Origin of the sequence: Ruegeria sp. A3M17 (assembly GCF_003318255.1) — a bacterium.
Taxonomy (GTDB): domain Bacteria; phylum Pseudomonadota; class Alphaproteobacteria; order Rhodobacterales; family Rhodobacteraceae; genus Ruegeria.
Window position 1 is genome coordinate 296,280 of the sequence record NZ_QOCF01000035.1, and the last position, 20,764, is coordinate 317,043.

22 protein-coding genes are annotated in these 20,764 nt (G+C 58.0%); 7 read left to right on the plus strand and 15 right to left on the minus strand.

Going from position 1 to position 20,764, the window contains the following annotated elements; genetic code table 11:
• Nucleotides 1-867, plus strand: a complete 867-nt coding sequence (locus DS906_RS19985) for an aminoglycoside phosphotransferase family protein (protein ID WP_233494851.1) — start codon at nucleotides 1-3, stop codon at nucleotides 865-867.
• Here DS906_RS19985 and DS906_RS19990 read toward each other — a convergent pair.
• From DS906_RS19990 to DS906_RS20010, 5 genes are all read right to left on the minus strand, one after another.
• Nucleotides 864-2,174, minus strand: coding sequence for an FAD-binding oxidoreductase (locus DS906_RS19990; protein ID WP_113791800.1), 1,311 nt, complete (start codon nucleotides 2,172-2,174; stop codon nucleotides 864-866). The two genes, DS906_RS19985 and DS906_RS19990, sit on opposite strands and share 4 nt — an antisense overlap.
• The gene (locus tag DS906_RS19995) at nucleotides 2,171-2,989 is read right to left on the minus strand and encodes an ABC transporter permease (protein WP_058272596.1); all 819 of its coding nucleotides are present in this window, start codon (nucleotides 2,987-2,989) and stop codon (nucleotides 2,171-2,173) included. The genes DS906_RS19990 and DS906_RS19995 overlap by 4 nt, the downstream gene beginning before the upstream one ends.
• On the minus strand, nucleotides 2,986-3,876 hold the full coding sequence (locus tag DS906_RS20000) for an ABC transporter permease subunit (protein WP_113791870.1): 891 nt from the start codon (nucleotides 3,874-3,876) through the stop codon (nucleotides 2,986-2,988). Before DS906_RS20000 ends, DS906_RS19995 begins: the two co-directional genes overlap by 4 nt.
• The gene (locus DS906_RS20005; RefSeq protein WP_113791801.1) at nucleotides 3,876-5,003 is read right to left on the minus strand and encodes an ABC transporter ATP-binding protein; all 1,128 of its coding nucleotides are present in this window, start codon (nucleotides 5,001-5,003) and stop codon (nucleotides 3,876-3,878) included. Before DS906_RS20005 ends, DS906_RS20000 begins: the two co-directional genes overlap by 1 nt.
• Nucleotides 5,004-5,072: 69 nt before the next feature.
• Nucleotides 5,073-6,158 carry a polyamine ABC transporter substrate-binding protein gene (locus tag DS906_RS20010; protein ID WP_113791802.1) on the minus strand — a complete coding sequence of 362 codons (1,086 nt, stop codon included), beginning with the start codon at nucleotides 6,156-6,158 and terminating at the stop codon, nucleotides 5,073-5,075.
• Nucleotides 6,159-6,298: 140 nt separating this feature from the next.
• Here DS906_RS20010 and DS906_RS20015 point away from each other — a divergent pair, with 140 nt between their 5' ends.
• Together DS906_RS20015 and DS906_RS20020 are read left to right on the plus strand one after the other, a co-directional pair.
• Nucleotides 6,299-6,982, plus strand: coding sequence for a GntR family transcriptional regulator (locus DS906_RS20015; protein WP_113791803.1), 684 nt, complete (start codon nucleotides 6,299-6,301; stop codon nucleotides 6,980-6,982).
• Nucleotides 6,983-7,058: 76 nt separating this feature from the next.
• The gene (locus tag DS906_RS20020) at nucleotides 7,059-8,456 is read left to right on the plus strand and encodes an aspartate aminotransferase family protein (protein ID WP_113791804.1); all 1,398 of its coding nucleotides are present in this window, start codon (nucleotides 7,059-7,061) and stop codon (nucleotides 8,454-8,456) included.
• 390 nt (nucleotides 8,457-8,846) lie between these two features.
• Here the strand turns inward: DS906_RS20020 and DS906_RS20025 are convergent, their stop codons facing one another.
• From DS906_RS20025 to DS906_RS20030, 3 genes are all read right to left on the minus strand, one after another.
• Nucleotides 8,847-10,031: a lytic murein transglycosylase gene (locus DS906_RS20025; protein ID WP_233494855.1), complete on the minus strand. Its 1,185-nt coding sequence runs from the start codon at nucleotides 10,029-10,031 to the stop codon at nucleotides 8,847-8,849.
• Nucleotides 9,991-10,137, minus strand: coding sequence for a hypothetical protein (locus DS906_RS22560; protein WP_233494856.1), 147 nt, complete (start codon nucleotides 10,135-10,137; stop codon nucleotides 9,991-9,993). Before DS906_RS22560 ends, DS906_RS20025 begins: the two co-directional genes overlap by 41 nt.
• 71 nt (nucleotides 10,138-10,208) lie before the next feature.
• Nucleotides 10,209-10,922 (minus strand): YafY family protein, encoded by a 714-nt coding sequence (locus DS906_RS20030; RefSeq protein WP_113791806.1) that lies wholly within the window; start codon nucleotides 10,920-10,922, stop codon nucleotides 10,209-10,211.
• Nucleotide 10,923: 1 nt separating this feature from the next.
• Here DS906_RS20030 and DS906_RS20035 point away from each other — a divergent pair, with 1 nt between their 5' ends.
• Both DS906_RS20035 and DS906_RS20040 read left to right on the plus strand, forming a co-directional pair.
• Nucleotides 10,924-11,703, plus strand: coding sequence for a glutathione S-transferase family protein (locus DS906_RS20035; RefSeq protein ID WP_369935437.1), 780 nt, complete (start codon nucleotides 10,924-10,926; stop codon nucleotides 11,701-11,703).
• A complete protein-coding gene (locus tag DS906_RS20040; protein WP_113791807.1) occupies nucleotides 11,700-12,086 on the plus strand; it encodes a DUF1801 domain-containing protein in 387 nt (128 codons plus the stop codon). The genes DS906_RS20035 and DS906_RS20040 overlap by 4 nt, the downstream gene beginning before the upstream one ends.
• Here the strand turns inward: DS906_RS20040 and rnr are convergent.
• From rnr to dapE, 3 genes are read right to left on the minus strand one after another with little or no spacing between them, the layout of a single operon-like run.
• Nucleotides 12,077-14,338, minus strand: a complete 2,262-nt coding sequence (gene rnr, locus DS906_RS20045; protein WP_113791808.1) for a ribonuclease R — start codon at nucleotides 14,336-14,338, stop codon at nucleotides 12,077-12,079. The two genes, DS906_RS20040 and rnr, sit on opposite strands and share 10 nt — an antisense overlap.
• Before the next feature lie 46 nt (nucleotides 14,339-14,384).
• Nucleotides 14,385-14,960, minus strand: a complete 576-nt coding sequence (locus tag DS906_RS20050) for a TIGR04282 family arsenosugar biosynthesis glycosyltransferase (RefSeq protein ID WP_113791809.1) — start codon at nucleotides 14,958-14,960, stop codon at nucleotides 14,385-14,387.
• 3 nt (nucleotides 14,961-14,963) lie between these two features.
• Entirely contained in the window at nucleotides 14,964-16,103 is a 1,140-nt protein-coding gene (gene dapE / locus DS906_RS20055) for a succinyl-diaminopimelate desuccinylase (RefSeq protein ID WP_113791810.1), read from the minus strand.
• Between the two features lie 209 nt (nucleotides 16,104-16,312).
• Here dapE and DS906_RS20060 point away from each other — a divergent pair, with 209 nt between their 5' ends.
• On the plus strand, nucleotides 16,313-17,371 hold the full coding sequence (locus tag DS906_RS20060) for a transporter substrate-binding domain-containing protein (protein ID WP_113791872.1): 1,059 nt from the start codon (nucleotides 16,313-16,315) through the stop codon (nucleotides 17,369-17,371).
• Here the strand turns inward: DS906_RS20060 and DS906_RS20065 are convergent.
• On the minus strand, nucleotides 17,368-17,712 hold the full coding sequence (locus tag DS906_RS20065; protein WP_058279829.1) for a hypothetical protein: 345 nt from the start codon (nucleotides 17,710-17,712) through the stop codon (nucleotides 17,368-17,370). The genes DS906_RS20060 and DS906_RS20065 overlap by 4 nt on opposite strands.
• A 114-nt stretch (nucleotides 17,713-17,826) precedes the next feature.
• Here DS906_RS20065 and DS906_RS20070 point away from each other — a divergent pair, with 114 nt between their 5' ends.
• Nucleotides 17,827-18,162: a cupin domain-containing protein gene (locus DS906_RS20070; protein WP_113791811.1), complete on the plus strand. Its 336-nt coding sequence runs from the start codon at nucleotides 17,827-17,829 to the stop codon at nucleotides 18,160-18,162.
• A 56-nt stretch (nucleotides 18,163-18,218) separates the two neighbouring features.
• Here DS906_RS20070 and dapD read toward each other — a convergent pair whose 3' ends face one another.
• From dapD to DS906_RS20085, 3 genes are all read right to left on the minus strand, one after another.
• On the minus strand, nucleotides 18,219-19,046 hold the full coding sequence (dapD, locus tag DS906_RS20075) for a 2,3,4,5-tetrahydropyridine-2,6-dicarboxylate N-succinyltransferase (protein ID WP_113791812.1): 828 nt from the start codon (nucleotides 19,044-19,046) through the stop codon (nucleotides 18,219-18,221).
• Nucleotides 19,047-19,155: 109 nt separating this feature from the next.
• Nucleotides 19,156-19,755 (minus strand): GntR family transcriptional regulator, encoded by a 600-nt coding sequence (locus DS906_RS20080; protein ID WP_058279708.1) that lies wholly within the window; start codon nucleotides 19,753-19,755, stop codon nucleotides 19,156-19,158.
• 44 nt (nucleotides 19,756-19,799) lie between these two features.
• Nucleotides 19,800-20,717 carry a threonine/serine dehydratase gene (locus DS906_RS20085; protein WP_113791813.1) on the minus strand — a complete coding sequence of 306 codons (918 nt, stop codon included), beginning with the start codon at nucleotides 20,715-20,717 and terminating at the stop codon, nucleotides 19,800-19,802.
• Between the last annotated feature and the right edge of the window lie 47 nt (nucleotides 20,718-20,764).

The window sequence follows — 20,764 nt, forward strand, 5'->3', positions numbered from 1 at the left end:
GTGACACTCCTGCCTGCCCCAACCCGCCCCCCTTCTGATCTGGTCGACGATCTGCGTACCCGAGGCTTAGTTCAGCCCGGCGCAGAGTTTCAGACGTTGTATGGGGGGCGCACAAATCAGGTCTGGAAAGTACTGGGTGGCAGCGGTGACAAGGTTCTGAAGCTGTATCGCGCAACACCGCGCAATCCGCTGTTTCGCAACGACCCGGAACTCGAAGCGCAATGCCTGCGCGCCCTTGAGCCCACCGGATTTGTTCCCCGCCTGCGGGCGACCGGAACACATGATACAGGCCATTGGGTGTTCTACGATCATGCCCCGGGATCACCGTGGCAAGAAGGGTCTGAAGGTGTCGCCGGTTTGCTGCGTGAACTGCACAGGCTTGAAGTTTCGGTCCAAGCGCCGGATGGCTGCAATGGCAGCCGGGACCTGGCTGAACATGCCGAACGAATTCTCAGCGTCTGCACCTCTGATACACGAGCACGGCTCGCGCAGCTGCGCCCAAAAGGCCATGTGCCCGCGACCACACACACATGCCTGATCCATGGCGATACCGTGGCCGGAAATATCCTTGTCGCGCCGACCGGCATAACCCTGATCGACTGGCAATGCCCGGCTTGGGGCGATCCGTGCGAGGACATTGCAATGTTCCTGTCCCCGGCCATGCAACGGCTTTATCGGGGCGCACCCCTGAGCGTGACCGAGGAAGAGCGGTTTCTGGCAGCATATGGTCACGATGAAACTGTCGCGCGATACCGGGATTTGCGCCCGTGGTATGCATGGCGCATGGCTGCCTACTGTTTGTGGCGCATCGAAAACGGGGCTGCGGATTATGCCCAAACGCTCGAACTGGAAATCGCCGCGCTTTAGAGCGATAGCCGATCCGCGATTGCCATCGCAGCATAGGCGGCCGGCATCAAGGCGCGCCGACAGAACCCAAGGGGAAACCGTCCCGGCCGCTGTGCAATCGGCGCGGGCAACTCAGTCTGTTTATCCAAAACCACGCGGGCAAGGGCGCGCCCGCAATACGTCCCCATGGCGACGCCGTTCCCGTGATAGGCAAAGGCGGCAAACATTCCGGGTTGATCGGGAACTGGCCCGACATAAGGCGTCAGCTTGCGCGACAGGCACACCATTCCAGACCACATATGGGTCACATCCACATCTTTCCACTCCGGAAACATGTCCTGAAAGTCCCGGCGCATTGTCCGGCGAATGGAGGCCTCGGCCCGAGGGGACGACCACAACCCTCCGCGCATGCCGAACAGGAACCTCCGATCAGGCATCAGGCGGAAATAATGCAGCAGGTTTCGGGTGTCATAACACATTTGCTTCGAAGTCCACCCTTGCGCTTGCAACTCAGCGTTTGACAATGGCCGGGTCACCAGAACCGTGGATTGCGTGGGCATGTAGCGTCCCGACAACCAGAGCGGCATATCCTCGCTGGAGTATCCGTTCGTACAAATCAGAACATTCGTGGCGCGGGTGTGACCTGATCCGGATTCAATATCGAACCCGGCCTGAGTTTTACTGATGGTTTCAACCGGCGATTTCTGGAAAACCTGTACGCCCCGCGCCTTGGCGGCACTTGCCAAGCCAAACAGATACTTTCGAGGGTTAAGAGCGAAACCAACCGGATTTGTATAGGCACCATGAAAGGAACCGCCCAGACCCAGGCGCTGCAGGTCATCAGAATCGTGCAAGACACCTGATGCTTCTGCGTTACGACGTAGCTTTTCCATCGCCCGTGCCGAATGGGCCAGTTGGGTTTCCCCTTTCGAATGGGTATCGGCGTCGATCTGATGCTGTTCCAGCAAATCTGCGACAAGCTGAACAGCGTCTTCTTCCGCTTGTTCGTAAGACTGTGCAGCCTCAGCACCAAACCCACGGACCAAAGACCCATGGCTCAGCTTGGACCCTCCGAGACAGCAAAATCCTCCATTCCGACCCGAGGCACCCCACCCCGGGGTTGCGGCCTCAAGAACCGCAACTTTCACACCTGCCTCGGCCAGATGCAGGGCTGCCGAAAGCCCCGTGAAGCCGCCTCCGACGATTGCGACGTCAACGTTCAGATCACCTTTATGGGTCGGCCAATCAGGTGCCGAAATTGTCTGATCCCACCAGCAGTTCTGACGGGGACCAGGCCCATAGGTATAGTCCGGAAAAAGACGTTTCATTCGGTGCGCGCAGCGGCAAGTTCATCCTGCTTTTGCCGCACCATTGCGCGTTTCGTCACCAGCGAGGCGGTTATGACGCCCACGGTAACAACTGCAATCATGATGGTGGACAGCGCGTTGATCTCGGGGCTGACACCCAGACGCACGGCCGAGAAGATCTTGATTGGCAGCGTTGTGGCCGACGGGCCCGAGGTAAAGGACGCGATGACCAGATCGTCCAGCGATAGGGTAAATGCCAGCAGCCAGCCTGAAATCACTGCGGGCGCAATGATCGGCAGCGTCACAAGACGGAACGCCTGCGCTGGCGAACATCCCAGATCCAAAGCGGCCTCTTCCAGCGACTTGTCAAAAGTCACGAGGCGCGAGGATACGACGACCGACACAAAGCACATCGAAAAGGTCGTATGGGCCAGAACGATGGTCAGAATGCCCCGATCCAGTCCAATACCGATAAACAACAGCAGCAGCGACAGGCCGGTGATCACTTCGGGCATTACCAGAGGTGCGTAAATCATACCAGAAAACAGTGTCCTGCCGAAAAACCGCCCGCCACGGACCAGAACATATGCGGCAGCGGTGCCAAGAACCGTGGCCAATGTGGATGAGAACACCGCAACGCGTATCGTCACCCAGGCCGCGTTCAGAAATGCCTCGTTCTGGGCAAGCTCGCCGTACCATTTGGTCGAGAACCCCGCCCATACTGTGACCAGCTTGCTTTCGTTGAAGCTGAAGATGATCAGGATGACCATCGGGATGTAAAGGAACGCAAATCCCAGTGTCAGAGACACCGCGTTGAACCAACTCAGCCTGTTCATTGCTCGGCCTCCGTCTGTTTCTGCTGGTTGCGCTGGAACAGCACAATCGGGATCACGAGGATCAGCAACAACACAACGGCAACGGCACTGGCCACCGGCCAATCGCGGTTCGAGAAGAACTCTTCCCACAACACCTTGCCGATCATCAGCGTGCTGGACCCGCCCAACAGCGACGGGATCACGAATTCACCGATCACCGGGATCATCACCAGGAAACAGCCGGCGATGATGCCGGGACGCGACAGCGGTATAGTCACCAGCCAGAACGCTTTCAGACGGGAACAGCCCAGATCTTCGGCTGCTTCGATCAGGGATTCATCCATGCGCTCCAACGACGAATAAATCGGCAGGATCATGAAGGGCAAATAGGTATAGACGATACCGATGTAGACGGCTGTGTTGGTGTTCAAAATGGTCAGCGGGGTCGAAATGATGCCCAGCCACAACAGAATCTGGTTCAGATAGCCTTCATTGCTGAGAATTCCCATCCACGCGTAAACGCGGATCAGGAACGAGGTCCAGAAAGGCAGGATCACCAGCATCATCAGCGTCGGACGCCATTCGGCTGGCGCGCGGGCCATCCCATAGGCCATCGGGTAGCCCACTAGCAACGTCAGAACGGTCGCAATCAACGCGATCTTGACGCTGGACAGATAGGCTTTCCAGTAAAGGTCATCTTCGGTCAGCCAGACGAAGTTTTCGAAATCCAGCTGGCTGAAAAAGTCGGTTATCCCAGCCCAACCCTGCGACAGATCCAGAGTCGGCGTATATGGCGGGATCGCCAGCTCGACGTCCGACAGCGAAATCTTCAGAACGATAAAAAACGGTATCAGAAACAGGGCCAGCAGCCAGACATAAGGAACAGCGATCAGAAGGGCGCGGCGCATCAGTTTGCCAACAAAACCGCAGCCGTTGCCGTCCACGACAGCCAGACCGGGTCTTCCCATGTAAACGAACGGCGCGAGATTCGGCGCGTGTTGGCCGATTGCGCCTTGATGATCGTGCCATTCGGCAGTTCCACGTAGTAGGTGGACAGGTTGCCCAGATAGGCGATGTCAAGCACCTTGCCCTGTACCGCGTTGATGGCATCCGCCGGGCGATCGGCCGAGATCGTCACTTTCTCGGGGCGGATCGCAAGATGGCAGCTTTGCCCGTTTGTAAATTCTGTCGACGAGGTTGCCGTCAGCGGCGACTGCCCTTCGGCCCAGTCGATCTGATAGGCTTCATCGCCGTTCGCGGTCGCCCGGCCTTCGATGATATTCACATCCCCGATAAAGTCAGCGACATAGACCGAGTTCGGGTTTTCATAAATCCTGTCCGGCGTCGATACCTGCATCAGCTTGCCCTGATCCATCACGGCGACGCGGCTGGCGACAGTCATCGCCTCTTCCTGATCGTGGGTTACGATCACAAAGGTGGTGCCGGTCTTTTCCTGAATATCCATCAGCTCGAACTGAGTGTCCTGCCGCAGTTTTTTGTCCAGCGCACCCAAGGGTTCGTCCAGCAACAGCAGTTTAGGCGCTTTGGCCAGTGACCGTGCCAGCGCTACCCTCTGCCGTTGGCCACCAGAAATCTGGTGCGGTTTGCGGCGGGCGAATTGCTCAAGCCGGGTCAGGCGCAACATCTCTTCCACGCGGTCTTCAAGATCCCGCTTGGGCATGTTGTCCCGGCGCAAACCGAAGGCAATGTTCTCCCAGATACTGAGGTGAGGAAACAGCGCATAGGACTGGAACATCATGTTCACAGCCCGCTTGTTTGGCGGGATCGGGTCGATGTCCTGCCCGCCCAGCATGATGTGCCCTTCGGTTGGTTTTTCAAACCCAGCCAGCATCCTCATCATGGTCGTTTTGCCGCAACCGGATGGGCCGAGCAAAGCAAAGAACTCCTGTTCGAATATGTCCAGTGACAGGGTGTCGATCGCCGTGAATCCGCCAAAACGCTTGGTCACATTCTGGAATTGGATCAATGGTTTCGCCTGTGGATCTTCCCACGGCGCAAAGACGTTTGTGTTCAAGGCGGCCCCCGTTCGACGGTCTGATTGAAAGGGCAAGGCGGTCGGGCCGCCTTGCTCAGATACTTCGGTTCAGGTGCCCGATTTGATTTTGGTCCACAGGCGGGTCACGCTCCGCTGCGTTTTGACCGGATAAGGCGTAGTGATGTAGAGATTCTGCATCGTGGCATCACTCGGATAAATTGCCTGATCACCAATCACGTCTTCCTCAAGGAACTCCTGAGAAGCCTTGTTGCCATTGGCATAGTACACATAGTTCGATGCGGCAGCCATGTTGTTGGCGTCCAGAATGAAGTTCAAGAACTGGTGTGCGCCTTCCGGGTTCGGAGCATCCGCCGGGATGGCCATCTGGTCGAACCACATCAGCGAACCTTCAGCGAATGGGTGGTATTCAATTTCCACGCCATTTTCGGCCTCGGCCGCGCGATCTCGCGCTTGCAGGATGTCACCTGACCAACCGACAGCTACGCAGATATCGCCATTTGCCAGCGCGTTGATGTATTCCGAGCTGTGGAATTTCTGGATATGCGGGCGAACGCCAGCCAGGACTTCTTCGGCTTTACCGATCACATCGGTGTCATGGCTGTCCGGATCTTCACCGATATACTGCAGCACCATCGGAATAATCTCGGCCGGAGCGTCCAGGAAATGGACGCCGCACGAGGCCAGCTTTTCCATATTCTCCGGCTTCAGAACCAAGTCCATGCTGTTCAGAGCAACGTCGTCGCCCAGCACTTCCTTAACCTTACCAACGTTAACGCCGAGGCCGGTCGTCCCCCACATGTAGTTGATCGAATAGGCGTTGTTCGGGTCATAGCCTGCGGTACGTTCCTGAATCACGTCCCATAGGTTTCCTGAATTCGAAAGCTTTGCTTCGTCCAGTTCCTGAAAGGCGCCAGCCTGAATCTGACGCTGTAGAAACGTGCCCGACGGCACAACCACGTCATAGCCTGATCCACCGGCCAGCATCTTGGTTTCCAGAACCTCGTTGCTGTCAAACACGTCGTAGATCAGGGTCAGCCCTGTCTCTTCTTCGAATTTTTTCAGTAGATCCTCGTCGATATAGTCGGACCAGTTGTAGACGCGCACCTCTTCGGCAAAAGCCGCCGAAGTCCCCAGCGCGACAATCGCTGTCATCGTCAGCGTTTTGATTGACATATTTCTCTCCCTGCAAGTGTACGGGTATTCTCCCGTTTTTTTTGATTTGATCAAGTTTTGCGTTTTCCCCCGATCCATCGTATGGTTTCACGAGGTCAGGCGTCTGGCAAGTCGACACCACGCGAAACAGGGTAAACCATTTGGATTTGATCAAAAATAAAGCATCCAGCTCGAAGGTGGATGAGGGAAAAAGACCGGCGCATGAACAGGTGTACCAAACCCTGAGATCGCAGATCATGTACGGTGATCTGGTCCCGGGACAACCGGTCACGATACAGGGTTTGACCGAATCGCTCGGGGTTGGGATGACCCCCGTCCGCGAGGCGATCCGGCGGCTGATTTCGGACGGCGCGCTGGTGTTTCAGGGCAATCGGCGCGTCAGCGTGCCTTTGTTGTCGGGCACCGATGTCGAGCAGATGATTTTTGCCAGAATATCAATAGAATCAGAGCTTTCCAGACGGGCAACCGCGAATCTAAAACCTGCTGATATCGATCAGCTCGAGAAGCTTGATCAGCGATTGGATCAGACCATCACAGACGGCGACGTCAGTGGTTATTTGCGCTTAAACCACCAGTTTCATGAAACGCTCTACACGCATGCGGATGCTCCGATTCTCAACGATCTGGCCGAGCGGCTTTGGCTGCGGTTCGGCCCCTCACTACGCGTTGTCTGCGGACGTTTCGGAACACATAGCCTGCCGGATCGGCACAAGGACATCATCGCAAGCTTGCGGGCGAAAGATGCGGAAAAGGTCGCGAAAGCAACCGCTCAGGACATTGAGCAGGGTATGGAATTGATGTCGGACGCTTTGATCTCCGCCTGATTCAGGTTGATTCGATTGACACGAAAAAATTTGATCATATTGTGACGGGTAACCGCCTTTTGCAGGAGATTCTCTGATGTCGACCATCACCAATCACATGCCTACCGCCGAATTGCAGGCGCTGGATGCGGCGCATCATATGCACCCGTTTTCGGCCAACGGATCATTGGGCGAGGAAGGCGCGCGCGTCATCACTCGTGCCAAAGGCGTGTACCTGACCGATAGCGAAGGCGAAGAGATTCTGGACGCCATGGCAGGTCTATGGTGCGTCAATATCGGTTACGGTCGCGATGAACTGGCCGAGGTTGCTGCCCGCCAGATGCGTGAACTGCCCTATTACAACACGTTCTTCAAAACGACCCATATTCCGGCCATCGCTTTGGCAGCAAAGATCGCAGAACTGGCGCCGGGGGATCTGAATCACGTGTTCTTCGCGGCGGGCGGGTCCGAGGCAAATGACACCAACATTCGCCTGGTGCGCACCTATTGGGCTGAGAAGGGTCAGCCGGACAAGAACATCATCATCAGCCGCCACAATGCCTATCACGGGTCCTCCGTCGGTTCGGCCTCGCTGGGCGGTATGGCGGGCATGCATGCGCAGGGCGGCATCCCGATCCCGAACATCCACCACATCAACCAGCCGAACTGGTGGGCCGAAGGCGGCGACATGGCGCCGGAAGAGTTTGGCCTGGCCCGCGCGCGTGAGTTGGAAGAAGCCATTCTGGAACTGGGCGAAGACCGCGTCGCGGCCTTTATTGCCGAACCCGTGCAGGGTGCGGGCGGGGTGATCGTTGCCCCCGATACCTACTGGCCCGAGATCCAGCACATTTGCGACAAATACGATATCCTCTTGATCGCCGATGAGGTGATCTGTGGATTTGGACGCACAGGCAACTGGTTCGGGTCCGAAACAGTTGGTATCAAACCGCATATTATGACGATCGCCAAGGGGCTCAGCTCGGGCTACGCACCCATCGGCGGGTCCATCGTGAATGACGAGATTGCCGCGGTGATCGGCGGCACCGAGTTCAATCACGGCTATACCTATTCCGGCCACCCGGTTGCGGCGGCTGTCGCGCTGGAGAATCTGCGCATCCTCGAAGAAGAAGGGATCGTCGACCACGTCCGCGATGTGGCCGCACCCTATCTGAAAGAGAAATGGGAGGCACTGGCCGACCATCCACTCGTCGGAGAGGCCAAGATTGTTGGCATGATGGCCTCGATCGCGCTGACGCCAGACAAGGCAAGCCGCGCCAAATTCGCGTCGGAGCCCGGTACGGTCGGCTACATCTGCCGCGACCGTTGCTTTGCCAACAACCTGATCATGCGCCACGTGGGTGACCGGATGATCATCTCACCCCCGCTGGTCCTGACCCCTGCGGAAATCGATGAGATGTTCGTGAGGATTCACAAGTCACTGGACGAGGCGCAGGCCGAGATCATCGCGCAAGGGCTGATGAAGGCAGCTTCGTAGTCCAGATTGCTGCTTTTCAGGTTTGAGGGGTGCATTAAAATGCGTCCCTTTTCACTTTCTGTGTCGCAATTGCCCGTCAATCGATCCAGCTCAATTGCTGAACACAACTAGATTGAATCAAATCGAGCGACAAAAAGAAGTAATTATGTATCGCGCGGCAACAATAAATCTTTCGCGCGATAAATATCTTGATTTGATGTGACTCAGATTCAAGTATGCGAATGCGACTCGGTTACTTGTATTACCTCTACCGGCGTCGCGACCCGCTCTACTGCTGGGTCCACCTCCCGTCTATCGTAGTGAGTGCCGATAGTCGGGAGGTTGCACAGCCAATAACTGAGAGTGTAATTGCGATGCATACTCAGGCAATAGATCAACGCCCTTCCATTGTCACCGCAACGTTTCCAAGAGGTTCAGGCTGGCATATCCGTCTGGCAGCAACCCCTGCGCCAATTGATACGCCCGAACAGCTTTGACCGTGTTTGGCCCTGTGCGTCCATCGATGCCTTGGGTATCAAATCCAGCCTGGGTCAGACGGGATTGCAGTTCCTTTTTCTCGGTGAAACTCAGCACCCTGTCACCACGCGGCCATTCGGTCAGGAACGACCCCCATCCGGCCAGACGGTCAGACAGGTGTCCTATCCCGATCACATAGGCGTCGGCACCGTTGTATTTCTCAATCACCTTGAAATTGTCAAAGATCATCAGCGCGACGCCCCGCCCTCCGGCAGGTAACAGGATCGCCGCTTGCCCGTGATCCGAAATGTGGGCGCCACTCGCCGCAACCACACCACGTGCGGCCCATAGTGAGGGCATCAATGTGTGATCCCGCCTTGCGGTGGAGTAGTCGAACCCTTTGGGCAGGGTCACCTCGACGCCCCACGGCTGCCCCTTAGTCCACCCATGCCGCGCCAGATAGGCGGCGGCCGAGGCCAGCGCATCGGTTGGATCTTCCGACCAGATATCGCGCCGCCCATCCCCGTCGAAATCAACCGCGTGGTCCAGAAATGAGGTTGGCATGAACTGTGTATGCCCCATCGCCCCGGCCCAGCTACCCATCATGTTGCGCGGGCTGACGTCGCCCGCCTGAACGATCTGTAAGGCAGCGATCAACTGGGTTTCGAAAAACCGCGCGCGCCGCGCGTCAAACGCCAATGTTGCCAGAGATCGGATGGTGTGGTCGTTGCCCCGAAACGTTCCGAACGACGTCTCAAGCCCCCAGATCGCTGTCACAACCTCTTTTTCGACGCCGTACTTGGCTTCGATGCGGGTCAGCGCGTCGCGATGGCGCTCCAACCCCGCCCGGCCGTTTCTGATGCGCGTGTCCGAGACGGCAGAATCCAAATACTCCCAAATGGGTTTCGAAAACTCTGCCTGGTTGCGGTCGCGTCTGATCACGTCCTTATCGTAGGTCAAACCTGCCAGCGTCCTGTCCAGTGTTGAGGCTGATATCCCCTGCTCGGACGCCCGTTCACGAAATGCTCCAAGCCACGCCTGAAACCGCGCGTTTCCTTCCGTCGACACCCGGTACTCCTTAGCTGAGGGTCGTAAAGCTGGCCGGATCGATATCGCCACGCCAGCTGACGCCAGCTGTATGGCCTGTGACCCGCCCAGAGTATTGATAGATTCCGCCTGCACAATGGATGCCCATAATGCGGCGGTCATAACGCCACCTATGCATTTACGCATTCCGAATTTTCCTGGTTACTGCTCAACCTCAGAGTACCGCATAATTTGCGTTTTCCAAAGCGTTCAGCTTGACCCCTCGCGATCTTTTGCTTCGTGTTTAGCTCGAATCTGGGCAAGTGCCTCACGCAGCAAAGGGATGCGGTTTGGCCTAAAGCTTTCGCCTGTCACGGACATTTCGCGTATCCGGTCCAGCCGAAAGACGCGAAAGTCCTGCCTCAGATGGCACCAGGAAATCAAAACGCTGGCGCGGTCCATATAGACGATACTCAGCGGGTTCACCTTGCGGCGCGTGTCATCGCCCTTGGCATCAGTGTAGGCAAACTCGATCGTGCGTTCGTCCCATGTGGCCTGCCGCAAGTCAGCCACCGCGATGGTGGGCTTGGCTGGGCGATCAAAGCGCGTTGCTGTCAGCACTGCATGGGACAGGCGGTGTGATTGGCGCTGTGGCAATCGCCCCTGCAATTTGCGCAACGTATTGCTGGCGGCGTCTGCCAACCCAGGATCACCAATGGCCTGAACCTCTCGCAGCCCCAAAACCAGCGCTTCAAGTTCATCATCTGTGAACCCAAGCGGCGGCAGGGTTGCGTCTTCGATCAGGGTAAAGCCAAAACCGGCCTCACCGTCGATCACCGCTCCAAGCCCACGCAACGATTCAATATCGCGATGGACTGTGCGCGGCGAGACACCCAGATCCTGCGCCAGTTGTTGGGACGTCTTCGGCGAAGGACCAGAGCGCAAGGCTTGCATCAATTGGAACAGGCGGGCGGTTCGGGACATAGTGCAGATTAATCTAAACCTGATGACAGAAACTGTCATCAGGCAAAGCTATTCCTCGGGCATCCCGAATTTGGAGCCTCCGATGTTGACCCTTATGATTTACCCTTCGGCCTTTGGCCTGTTCAGCGCCAGCCCCTTTTGCGTCAAGGCCGCTTACATGCTGGAACATGCGGGCCAGCGTTGGCAGCGGTCTGATATGTTGGACCCCCGCAAGATGCCCCACCAGAAACTACCGGTTCTGCGCACGCCAGAACGCCTTGTCCCCGATAGCGACCTGATCCGCGATTGGCTTGAGGCGCAGGGCGCAAACTTCGACGCCGGGCTAAGCGACATACAAAAGGCGCAGGCGCGGACGCTGATTCGCATGGCAGAAGAACATATCTATTTTCAGGTCGTCCAGGACAGATGGACCAATGACGAGGTTTGGCCAATTCTGCGCAAGACCTTCTTTTCGGTTATTCCTGCGTTGATCCGAACGCCGGTGTCGAACTCAATCCGGAGAAAGGTCGTCCAGGGATTGGTGTTTCAGGGTGTCGGCCGCTTCTCTCCCACTGAGCGTCAGGATCGATTGGAGCGGGACCTTGAAGCGATATCCGCTTATTTGTGGCAATCGCCGTACCTTCTGGGCGACCGGCCAACATCAGCAGATATGAGCGTTGGGCCCATGTTGGCCGCAATGCGCGCAACACCGGTGGAAACCCCGCTGACCCAGCGGATCAAACAGGATAGGCTGCTCAACGACTACGTGGACCGAATGGAGCAGGCGATACCGCTGCCATGACACCTTTTGACGACCCTGCGGTACAGACCGCCTTTGAAGCGTTTCCCGAAGACACCCGTTCGGGTGTCCTCGTCTTGCGCGAGCTGGTGTTTTCAACGGCCAGGACTTTGCCTAAAGCCCAGCCATTGAATGAAGCATTGCGGTGGGGTCAACCCGCCTATCTGGCGCCCAAGGGGTCGACCATCCGGCTGGGCGGGCACAAAGCGGCATCGTTTGCCCTGTTCGTGCATTGTCAGAGCCGACTAATGGGTGATTTCACCACTGCCTTCCCCGGCGAGGATCGGTTGGACGGCAACCGGGCCATCCTGTTTGATGACCCGGATCAGATTGATGAAACCCGTCATGGCTGGCTGATCGCACGGGCGCTGACCTATCACCTTTGACGACGTTTGCGTTCGACCTTGCGCTTGATCTTGTCCTTCTTGCGCTTTGTACTGACCGCCTTACGCCGTGCGCCCCCCCGCTTAGCGGGCCCGCCTCCGCGCGGCAGGGCTTGGTCATCGATGGACAGCAGCTCCAACTCAAGCCCGCCGGTAACGGGCGTGGCCTCGGTCAGGCGAACGGTGACACGCTGGCCGATGGCAATGATCAGCCCTGAGTCCGATCCCATAAGCGTGCCGGCTTCGCGGTCGAAATGGAAAAACTCGCGCCCCAGTGATCGGACGGGCACCAGCCCATCCGCGCCGGTTTCGTCCATCTTCACAAATGCACCGAACCGCGCGATGCCGCTAATGCGACCACTGAATTCATTGCCCACACGCTCGCTCAGATAAGCGGCAAGGTAGCGATCCGTCGTGTCCCGCTCGGCCATCATTGAGCGGCGCTCGGTGTCCGAAATATGCGTGGCCGTTTCATCAAGGCGCGCGATCTCATCCTCGATCAGCCCGTCGTCGCCCCAGCCATGCGCCGTGATCAGTGCGCGGTGCACGATCAGGTCCGCATAACGACGAATGGGAGAAGTGAAATGCGCATAGTTCCGCAGCGCCAGACCGAAATGTCCGAAGTTTTCCGAATTGTAATAAGCCTGTGCCATCGAGCGCAGGGTTGAAAGGTTGATCAGCTCTGCATCCTCGGTCCCGGCGGCCGCGTTCAGCAATGCATTCAGGTGCCGGGTCTGCAGCACCTGACCCTTGGCCAGATTGAGGCCCGCAGCCTGCGCGGTTTCCCGCAGGCTTTCCAGCTTTTCTTGCGCCGGTTCCTCATGCACGCGGAACAGCAACGGGCGGCGCTTGGCGATCAATGTCTCGGCGGCGGCCACATTGGCGAGGATCATGAACTCCTCAATCAGCTTGTGCGCGTCCAGCCGGTCGCGGAAGGCCACGCTTTGGACCTCGCCAGCATCGCTGAGAATGATCTTGCGTTCGGGCAAGTCCAGTTCCAGTGGTTGCCGTTCTGCCCGCGCTTTCTTAAGCGCGGCATAGGCGGCATAGAGTGGCTTCAACACAGGCTCTAACAAAGGCCCTGTGCGGTCGTTTGGATTGCCGTCGATAGCGTCTTGAACTTCGGCATAGTGCAGCGAGGCGGCCGAGCGCATCAGACCACGTACAAAGCGATGACCAATCTTGTTTCCATCCGCATCGATTTGCATCCGAACAGCGATACAAGCGCGCGGAACGCCTTCGTGCAGCGAACACAGGTCTCCAGAGAGGCGATCCGGCAGCATTGGCACCACCCGGTCCGGGAAGTAGCTGGAGTTGCCGCGCTTGCGCGCCTCACGATCCAGCGCGGTACCGGGCTGCACATAGGCGGCAACGTCGGCGATGGCGACCCAGATCACATGCCCGCCAGGGTTCTTGGGGTCATCGTCGGCATGGGCATAACAGGCATCGTCATGATCCCGCGCATCTGACGGATCGATGGTCAGCAAAGGTATATCCCGCAGGTCTTCGCGGCCTTTTAGACCAACCGGTTTGGCCTTATCGGCTTCGGCAATCACCTTGTCGGGGAAATCATCCGGAATGCCGTGCTGATGAATTGCAATCAGTGACACGGCCTTGGGCGCCGATGGATCACCCAGCCGTTCCACTATACGCGCAGGTGGCAGGCCCATGCGATTCTTTGGCCCGGCCTGTTCAGCCTCGACCAATTCTCCATCCTTGGCACCCAATACGGCCCCATCAGCAACCAGCCATTCGGTTTGGCCAGCCTTGTCGATCGGCACGATCCGTCCGCCTTCCGCCCCTTTGCGAAAGATACCTACGATCTTGCGCGGGTTCGTCCCGACACGTCGGATCAGGCGTGCTTCGTAATTGTGGTCTTCTTCATGCACAACCGTGAGGCGGGCCAGAATGCGGTCGCCCTCGCCCAGTGCCGGATCACTGGCACGGGTGATGAGCAGAATGATCGGCTCGACCCCCTCGCCATGCCATTCCAGGGGGCGCGCGAAAAGGTCACCATCCGAGTTCGGGGCCTTCACCTGCAACACGCTAACCGGTGGCAGGCGATCCGGATCGCGATAGCTGCGCTTGCGCTTTTCCAGATGCCCTTCGGCCTCAAGCTCTTTGAGGATGCGTTTCAGGTCAATCCGATCCGCGCCTTTGATGCCAAAGGCTTTGGCGATATCGCGTTTCGAGGTCAGGGTGGGGTTCGCCGAGATCCAATCGAGGACCTCCTGCTTGGTAGGTATGCGAGTCATATCTCCGGCCTATCACGGGTATGCGACCGCGTCATGACCAAAAAGTTCAGGGCATCAAGTCGGCCACCGTATCCACGTCGCGCAAATGGTCCAGCAATCCGACGCGGCACCTCGGAACTGAGGCCAGAGTGTCAGCCAGCGCGGTTTCAGTAGACCAGCGTACTTTACGGAACAGGCTTGTCGGCAACGCCTTGTACCGCTGAGCCCCTACCAACCAATAGCCACCGTCCGGCGCAGGGCCAAATACAAATTCCGACTGTCCCAATTCCTTGAAGGCTCGTGCGATATGCTGGGATGTGATCCCGGGAATGTCCGCGCCGATCAGACAGACCGGTCCCTGCGGCATGCCGCGCAACATGCGCCCCATGCGGTCGCCCAGATCGCCTCGCCCTTGCGCCGCGCGGGGCAGATCAACGGGCCAGATGCGGCTGGTCAGGCCTTCCCGATCCGGGGTAACTGCCAGCACAATCTGCCAGCGTGGGTCCCGCAATCGCCGGATCAACGCGCGCGTCTGGTGACGGAACCACCACGCCGCGCCAACCATGCCAATGTCACGCCCCAGCCGCGTCTTGACCCGTCCCGGTCGGGGTTCTTTCACCATGATGACCAATGTGCGTTGCATGCTTCAGGCGAAATAGTCCCAAAGGATGCGCGTGTAGATCGCCTTGAGCTGTTCGATCTGCGCGACCTCAACACATTCATCGACCTGATGCATTGTTCGGCCGACAAGGCCAAACTCAACCACCGGGCAATGATCTTTGACAAACCGCGCATCAGATGTGCCACCTGTTGTCGACATCTCGGGGCGCACACCGGTTTCGGTCTCGACCGCTTTCGCGACCAGATCAGACAGGGGGCCGGGTGGGGTCAGAAAGCTCTCGCCTGAGATCTTGATCCGGACGTTGATCGCGACATCGTAGGTTTCAGCCACGGCTTTGGCTTCCGCTTTCAGCCAATCGCTGAGGCTGGCACCCGAATGCAGATCGTTAAAGCGAATGTTCACCGCCCCGGTACATTGCGCGGGGATCACGTTGGTAGCTGCGTTGCCCGTGTCAATACTCACAACAGCCAGGGTTGAGGCATCGAAATGGTCCGATCCCTGATCCAGTTCCTGGCTGGCTAGCTGATGCATCAAACGCGCCATGGCGGGCAAAGGGTTCTTGGCCCGGTGCGGATAGGCCGAATGCCCCTGCACACCGGTCACCGTGAACCAGGCGGTCATCGAACCACGCCGCCCGATCTTCATCATCTCGCCCATTGTGTTGGGGCAGGTCGGCTCGCCCACCAAACAGGCAGACATGCGTTCTCCGGCCTTGGACATGTAATCAAGCAGTGCCGTGGTGCCGTCCACCGCGTCCGCCTCTTCATCGCCGGTGATCGCAAGAATAATCGCCCCGTCCGGGGGGGTGTCGCGCACGAAATCCACGGCGGCCGCCGCAAAGGCCGCCACGCCGGATTTCATGTCCGTGGCCCCGCGCCCATACATCACACCTTCGCGGATTTCTGCACCGAACGGAGGCATCGTCCAGGCCGCTTCGTCCCCCACTGGGACAACGTCAGTATGCCCGTTGAACCCAAAGCTGCGCGTATGGTCTTTCGCCCCCCAGCGCGCGTACAGATTGCTGACATCGCCCCGGTCCACGCGGGTGCAGTCGAAGCCTGCGTCGGACAGAAGCTTCTCCAACAACACAAGCGCGCCACCTTCCTCAGGTGTGACTGATGGGCAACGGATCAGGTCCGCCGTCAACTTCACCGGATCTGTCATTTCTGGGCCCTTTTGGTTGGTTCAATCGCGGGATCGTGCACAGATTCAACGAATTGGACCAATTGCCAACCCCTCGCCACCGGATTCCGGGCGCTTTTTTTTGCGAGTCTTGAAATGACACCCCAATAAAACATGGCGGTTTACCTTGCGGCCACCTTGCCGTGCCTTTCAAATCTGCGTTAGAGGGCCGCGAAACAGGTGAATTGACGATGATACGTGCGCTTCTCGTTTGGATCTGCCTGACTTTCGCCGTTCTTGCACAGCAAAGCCAGGCGCAGACGCTTTCGGTCACGACCGTGACCCGCCCCCCGTTTTCCTATGTCGAGGACGGGGCCCAAACCGGTTTTTCAATGGACCTGTTGCAAGCCCTGTCTGAGGCATTGAATTGGGACTACTCAGTCACCAGGGTCGAGGCGTTCAGCGATATGCTGGGTGCCGTGCAGGATGGAAACGCGGACCTGGCTGTGGCCAATATCTCGATTACGGCTGCGCGAGAAACGCAGATGGACTTCAGTCAGCCCATATTCGAGGCCGGCTTGCAGATCATGGTGCCGTCGGATGCAGCCCGCAGACCTTCGCTGCTGCACGCTTTGCTGTCTGTTGAATTGTTCATCGCCATCGGTCTGGCCTTTGCAATCCTGCTTGGCGGAGGGATGCTGATGTGGGGGTTTGAGCGTCGAGCCCAGCCCTATTTCGACCGCAAGCTGAATGAGGCATGGTTCCCGTCTTTTTGGTGGGCGCTGAATCTTGTGGTCAATGGAGGGTTCGAGGAACGCATGCCACGCACTCCGTTCGGACGGTTGCTGGGCGTGGTTCTGGTTGTGTCCTCGCTGTTCATCGTATCGGTCTTCACGGCGCGCATCACGTCAGTCATGACCGTGGATGCCATCAGCGGCAACGTGAACTCGGTCAACGATCTTTATGGCAAACAGGTGGGCACAATCTCGAACTCGACTGCGGCAAACTTCTTGAACCGGCGCGAGATCGAATTTTCCGGTTATGAAAACCTGGATGATGTGCTGACCGCATTCCGAGATAAGGAGTTGGACGCCGTTGTCTTTGACGCGCCGATCCTATCCTATTTTGCAGCGCATGAAGGTCGCCGAATCGCATCGATGACTGGCGGTGTTTTCCTGCGAGAGAATTACGGGATCGCGTTCCCAACCGGCTCGCCATTGGTCGAGGACGTGAACCAAGCCCTGTTGGCGCTGCGCGAAGACGGCACCTATGATGAAATTTACCGCAAATGGTTCGGGGTGCGGAACTAAGCCGGTTCTTCATCCCCGAAAAACGGCGTCATTTGCGCCACGATAACGGCGTTTTCGTCCAAGGCCCGCTGCATCAGGTCGCGTTCGTCCGGATCGATGTCATGCCCCTGCGCCTCACGCTCGGCCAGAGTTCCATAGCCGGTGACGTCCAGTGGCGCGGTGTCGGCCTGTTTCAGGATCGCCACAGTTTCACGTACCGCTTCGGCCTCATCCACCCCACTGGCAAAACACATCAGCGCTGCTCCGGTCGCGCCTTCGGGCAAGCCGTCGCCTTCTTTGCGGCCAATCTGAACGAGCAATGTATAAACTTGCTGACGGGACGGTTTCTTTTGCTTTTCCATGCAGGGGGCCATAGCTGCGCGTCTGCCCTTGGTCAAGCAGCCGGGAATTGCGGGAAGCCCCCAGCGCGTCCATAGTACCCGCGAAAACCCATTTCAAACTGCAAAGGATTTTTAATGGCCTATCCTGATTTCATCACAGATTTCCCAAGCCTCGACGTCCCATTCCCCGAGGACGTGGTGCAAACCGCCGTCATCCGGTCAGATGCGGGTTTGGTCGCGTTCTTCACCTTCCTCAAAGATTTCGAATTGCCATCGCATTCGCACAAGGCGCAATGGGGCACAGTGGTCGAGGGCGAAGTTGAACTGACAATCGGCGGGGAAACCAAGACCTATCGCCCCGGAGACAGCTATTCGATTCCGTCGGGTGTTGAACATGGCGGAAAAATCAAGGCCGGAAGCCGCGTGATCGACGTGTTTGAGGAACCCGACCGCTATCCAGTCAAAGGGTAAACAAAAAAGGGCTGCAGCGAGATACGCTACAGCCCCATTTCATACCTGCACTTGCTTTAGTCGCGCAGCAATTCGTTGATCCCGGTTTTCGAACGGGTTTTCTCGTCCACGCGCTTAACGATCACGGCGCAATACAGGTTGACGTTGTTCTTGGACGGCATCGAGCCCGCGACAACCACCGAATAGGGCGGCACTTCGCCATAAGTGACTTCGCCGGTTTCGCGATCCACGATCTTGGTGGATTTGCCGATAAAGACGCCCATACCCAAAACCGAGCCTTCGCGCACGACGCAACCTTCGACCACTTCGGACCGTGCGCCGATAAAGCAATTGTCTTCGATGATGGTCGGGCCGGCCTGCATCGGTTCCAGAACGCCGCCGATGCCAACACCGCCTGACAGGTGTACGTTTTTACCAATCTGCGCGCAGGAACCCACGGTAGCCCAAGTGTCGACCATGGTGCCTTCGTCGACATAGGCGCCCAGGTTCACGAAAGACGGCATCAGAACCACACCGGGTGCGACATAGGCCGATTTGCGCACAACGCAGTTCGGCACTGCGCGGAAACCGGCTGCGCGCCACTGGTTTTCACCCCAGCCGGCGAACTTGCTGTCCACCTTGTCCCACCAGCCGCCGTCCTGCGGGCCACCGGTCTGAATTTCCATATCCTTGATGCGGAAGCCCAGCAGAACCGCCTTCTTGGCCCACTGGTTCACATGCCAATCACCGCTGTCCAGCTTTTCAGCTACCCGCAGCGAGCCGCTGTCCAGTGCGGCCAGCGTATCCTCGATCGCTTCGCGTTGTTCGCCGGTGGTGGCGGGCGTAATAGTGTCGCGCGCCTCCCAGGCGGCTTCGATAGCGGTTTCCAGTTGCGCGTTGGACATCGGATGGCTCCCTGCAGAATCTGTTCACGTTTGTTTGGCCTATACGCAACTGCACCTCGCGGTGCAATGCGACGCAGGAGGTACGATTTGCGGCTAGGTTGACCTGTGATCAGCTTGCGCGGCGGATATGACGCGTCAGAATGGCCGTCGCCGTGGCCGCGTCCTTGCGCTTGAGCGCCTGAACGATGGCTGCGTGGTCACCATCCGCACGGTGTACCCACTTGGGGCGCCAATGGGCAAACAGGTGGCGCGCGCCGGCGATATGCAAGTCATCAATCGCATGCAGCAGGCGTGGCAACCCGCATGGCGTCAGGATCGAGCGGTGAAAGGTACGGTTGCACGCTTCCCACTCGGGCATCGTTTGCGCAGCATCACAGGCGATCCGGGCATCATCCGCCTCTTTAAGCGCGCCAGGCGTCATATTCTGTACCGAATGCTGCAAGGCGAGAGATTCCAACGCGACGCGCATTTCAACCACTTCGCGCACTTCTGCCGGGTCGAGCGCTGAAACACGCATACCGCGGCGCGGCTCACTTTGGGCCAACCCGTGCGCTTCCAGACGTAGCAAAGCCTCGCGCACAGGTACATGACTGGTCTCAAAGGCCCGCGCGATGTGATCCTGACGCAGCTTTTCGCCGGCAAGCAATTCGCCGGTGATGATCTTCTGTCTAAGGTTTTGGTAGATTGTGTCGGCGATCGTAGTGGTCATAGATTATCGATAAAATCCTTAACCACCTTCCACAAGCCGATAATTCACCCCATCAGCGGGTCCGGGGCAATATTTCCCCCGCACACCAGAACCGCCACGCGTTCGTCTGGTTCTGGTTTGTATACACCTGAGGTCAAAGCCGCCAACGCAGTCGCCCCGGCCGGTTCGACCAATATGCGATGGGTCTGCCACAGCGCCTTTTGCGCGTCGGCAATCGCCTCGTCTAAGACAAGAACAGATGTCATTCCTTGCGCAAGATCGAAACAAATTCCTCCGATCCGCCGCGCGCCCAGCGCACTAGCTGCAATCCCCGAGACCGAGACATCCACCGGTTCACCCGCCTGCAGCGCCGCGTTCAGCGCGCAGGAGGTTTCAGGTTCGACCGCTACGACCTTGCGCGTGCCATCAAACCAACCCAAAGCCCCGCCAATCAAGCCACCGCCGCCCACGGCCACCAGAACGGTGTCCGCCTGCAGCCCCTGTGCCTCCCATTCGGTAAAACACGTGCCCTGCCCTGCTACGGTTGCCGGTGCATCATAGGCGTGGATTTGCATCGCCCCGGTCGCAGCCTCATGCGCTTTGGCCTCGCTCAGCGCGTTTGCGTATTCACCCTGTACAACTGTCAGATCTGCGCCCGTCTGTTCAATCAGGGCGATCTTGGATGGTCCGGCAAGGTCTGGCACGAAAATCTTGGCCGGATATCCCAGCGTTTGTGCCGCATACGCCGCCGCCGCACCGTGATTGCCTCCCGAAGCCGCCACAACGCCAGCCTCGGGCACGTCCAAACTGAGCAGCGTATTAAACGCCCCGCGCGCTTTGAAACTGCCCGTGTGCTGCATATGCTCCAGCTTCATTTCGACCGGATAATCCAATCCGGGCATGCGGCTTTCAATCACCGGGGTCACCTGCGCATAACCATTGATCCGTTCGGCGGCGGCGGAAATTTCACTCTTCCAATTCATTCTTGTTCTTCCGTGACTGGCACTCTGCCTGCGAACCCTATAGCTGT

What these genes read in the sequence shown, in the direction of transcription:
- DS906_RS20050 (WP_113791809.1), bottom strand. Translation starts at nt 14,960, where the DNA reads ATGCAACGCACATTGGTCATCATGGTGAAAGAACCCCGACCGGGACGG.
- DS906_RS19990 (WP_113791800.1), bottom strand. Translation starts at nt 2,174, where the DNA reads ATGAAACGTCTTTTTCCGGACTATACCTATGGGCCTGGTCCCCGTCAG.
- dapE (WP_113791810.1), bottom strand. Translation starts at nt 16,103, where the DNA reads ATGACAGATCCGGTGAAGTTGACGGCGGACCTGATCCGTTGCCCATCA.
- DS906_RS20060 (WP_113791872.1), top strand. Translation starts at nt 16,313, where the DNA reads ATGATACGTGCGCTTCTCGTTTGGATCTGCCTGACTTTCGCCGTTCTT.
- DS906_RS20020 (WP_113791804.1), top strand. Translation starts at nt 7,059, where the DNA reads ATGTCGACCATCACCAATCACATGCCTACCGCCGAATTGCAGGCGCTG.
- DS906_RS20010 (WP_113791802.1), bottom strand. Translation starts at nt 6,158, where the DNA reads ATGTCAATCAAAACGCTGACGATGACAGCGATTGTCGCGCTGGGGACT.
- DS906_RS20080 (WP_058279708.1), bottom strand. Translation starts at nt 19,755, where the DNA reads ATGACCACTACGATCGCCGACACAATCTACCAAAACCTTAGACAGAAG.
- DS906_RS20065 (WP_058279829.1), bottom strand. Translation starts at nt 17,712, where the DNA reads ATGGAAAAGCAAAAGAAACCGTCCCGTCAGCAAGTTTATACATTGCTC.
- DS906_RS20085 (WP_113791813.1), bottom strand. Translation starts at nt 20,717, where the DNA reads ATGAATTGGAAGAGTGAAATTTCCGCCGCCGCCGAACGGATCAATGGT.
- dapD (WP_113791812.1), bottom strand. Translation starts at nt 19,046, where the DNA reads ATGTCCAACGCGCAACTGGAAACCGCTATCGAAGCCGCCTGGGAGGCG.
- DS906_RS20040 (WP_113791807.1), top strand. Translation starts at nt 11,700, where the DNA reads ATGACACCTTTTGACGACCCTGCGGTACAGACCGCCTTTGAAGCGTTT.
- rnr (WP_113791808.1), bottom strand. Translation starts at nt 14,338, where the DNA reads ATGACTCGCATACCTACCAAGCAGGAGGTCCTCGATTGGATCTCGGCG.
- DS906_RS20070 (WP_113791811.1), top strand. Translation starts at nt 17,827, where the DNA reads ATGGCCTATCCTGATTTCATCACAGATTTCCCAAGCCTCGACGTCCCA.
- DS906_RS19995 (WP_058272596.1), bottom strand. Translation starts at nt 2,989, where the DNA reads ATGAACAGGCTGAGTTGGTTCAACGCGGTGTCTCTGACACTGGGATTT.
- DS906_RS20000 (WP_113791870.1), bottom strand. Translation starts at nt 3,876, where the DNA reads ATGCGCCGCGCCCTTCTGATCGCTGTTCCTTATGTCTGGCTGCTGGCC.
- DS906_RS22560 (WP_233494856.1), bottom strand. Translation starts at nt 10,137, where the DNA reads ATGCATAGGTGGCGTTATGACCGCCGCATTATGGGCATCCATTGTGCA.
- DS906_RS20030 (WP_113791806.1), bottom strand. Translation starts at nt 10,922, where the DNA reads ATGTCCCGAACCGCCCGCCTGTTCCAATTGATGCAAGCCTTGCGCTCT.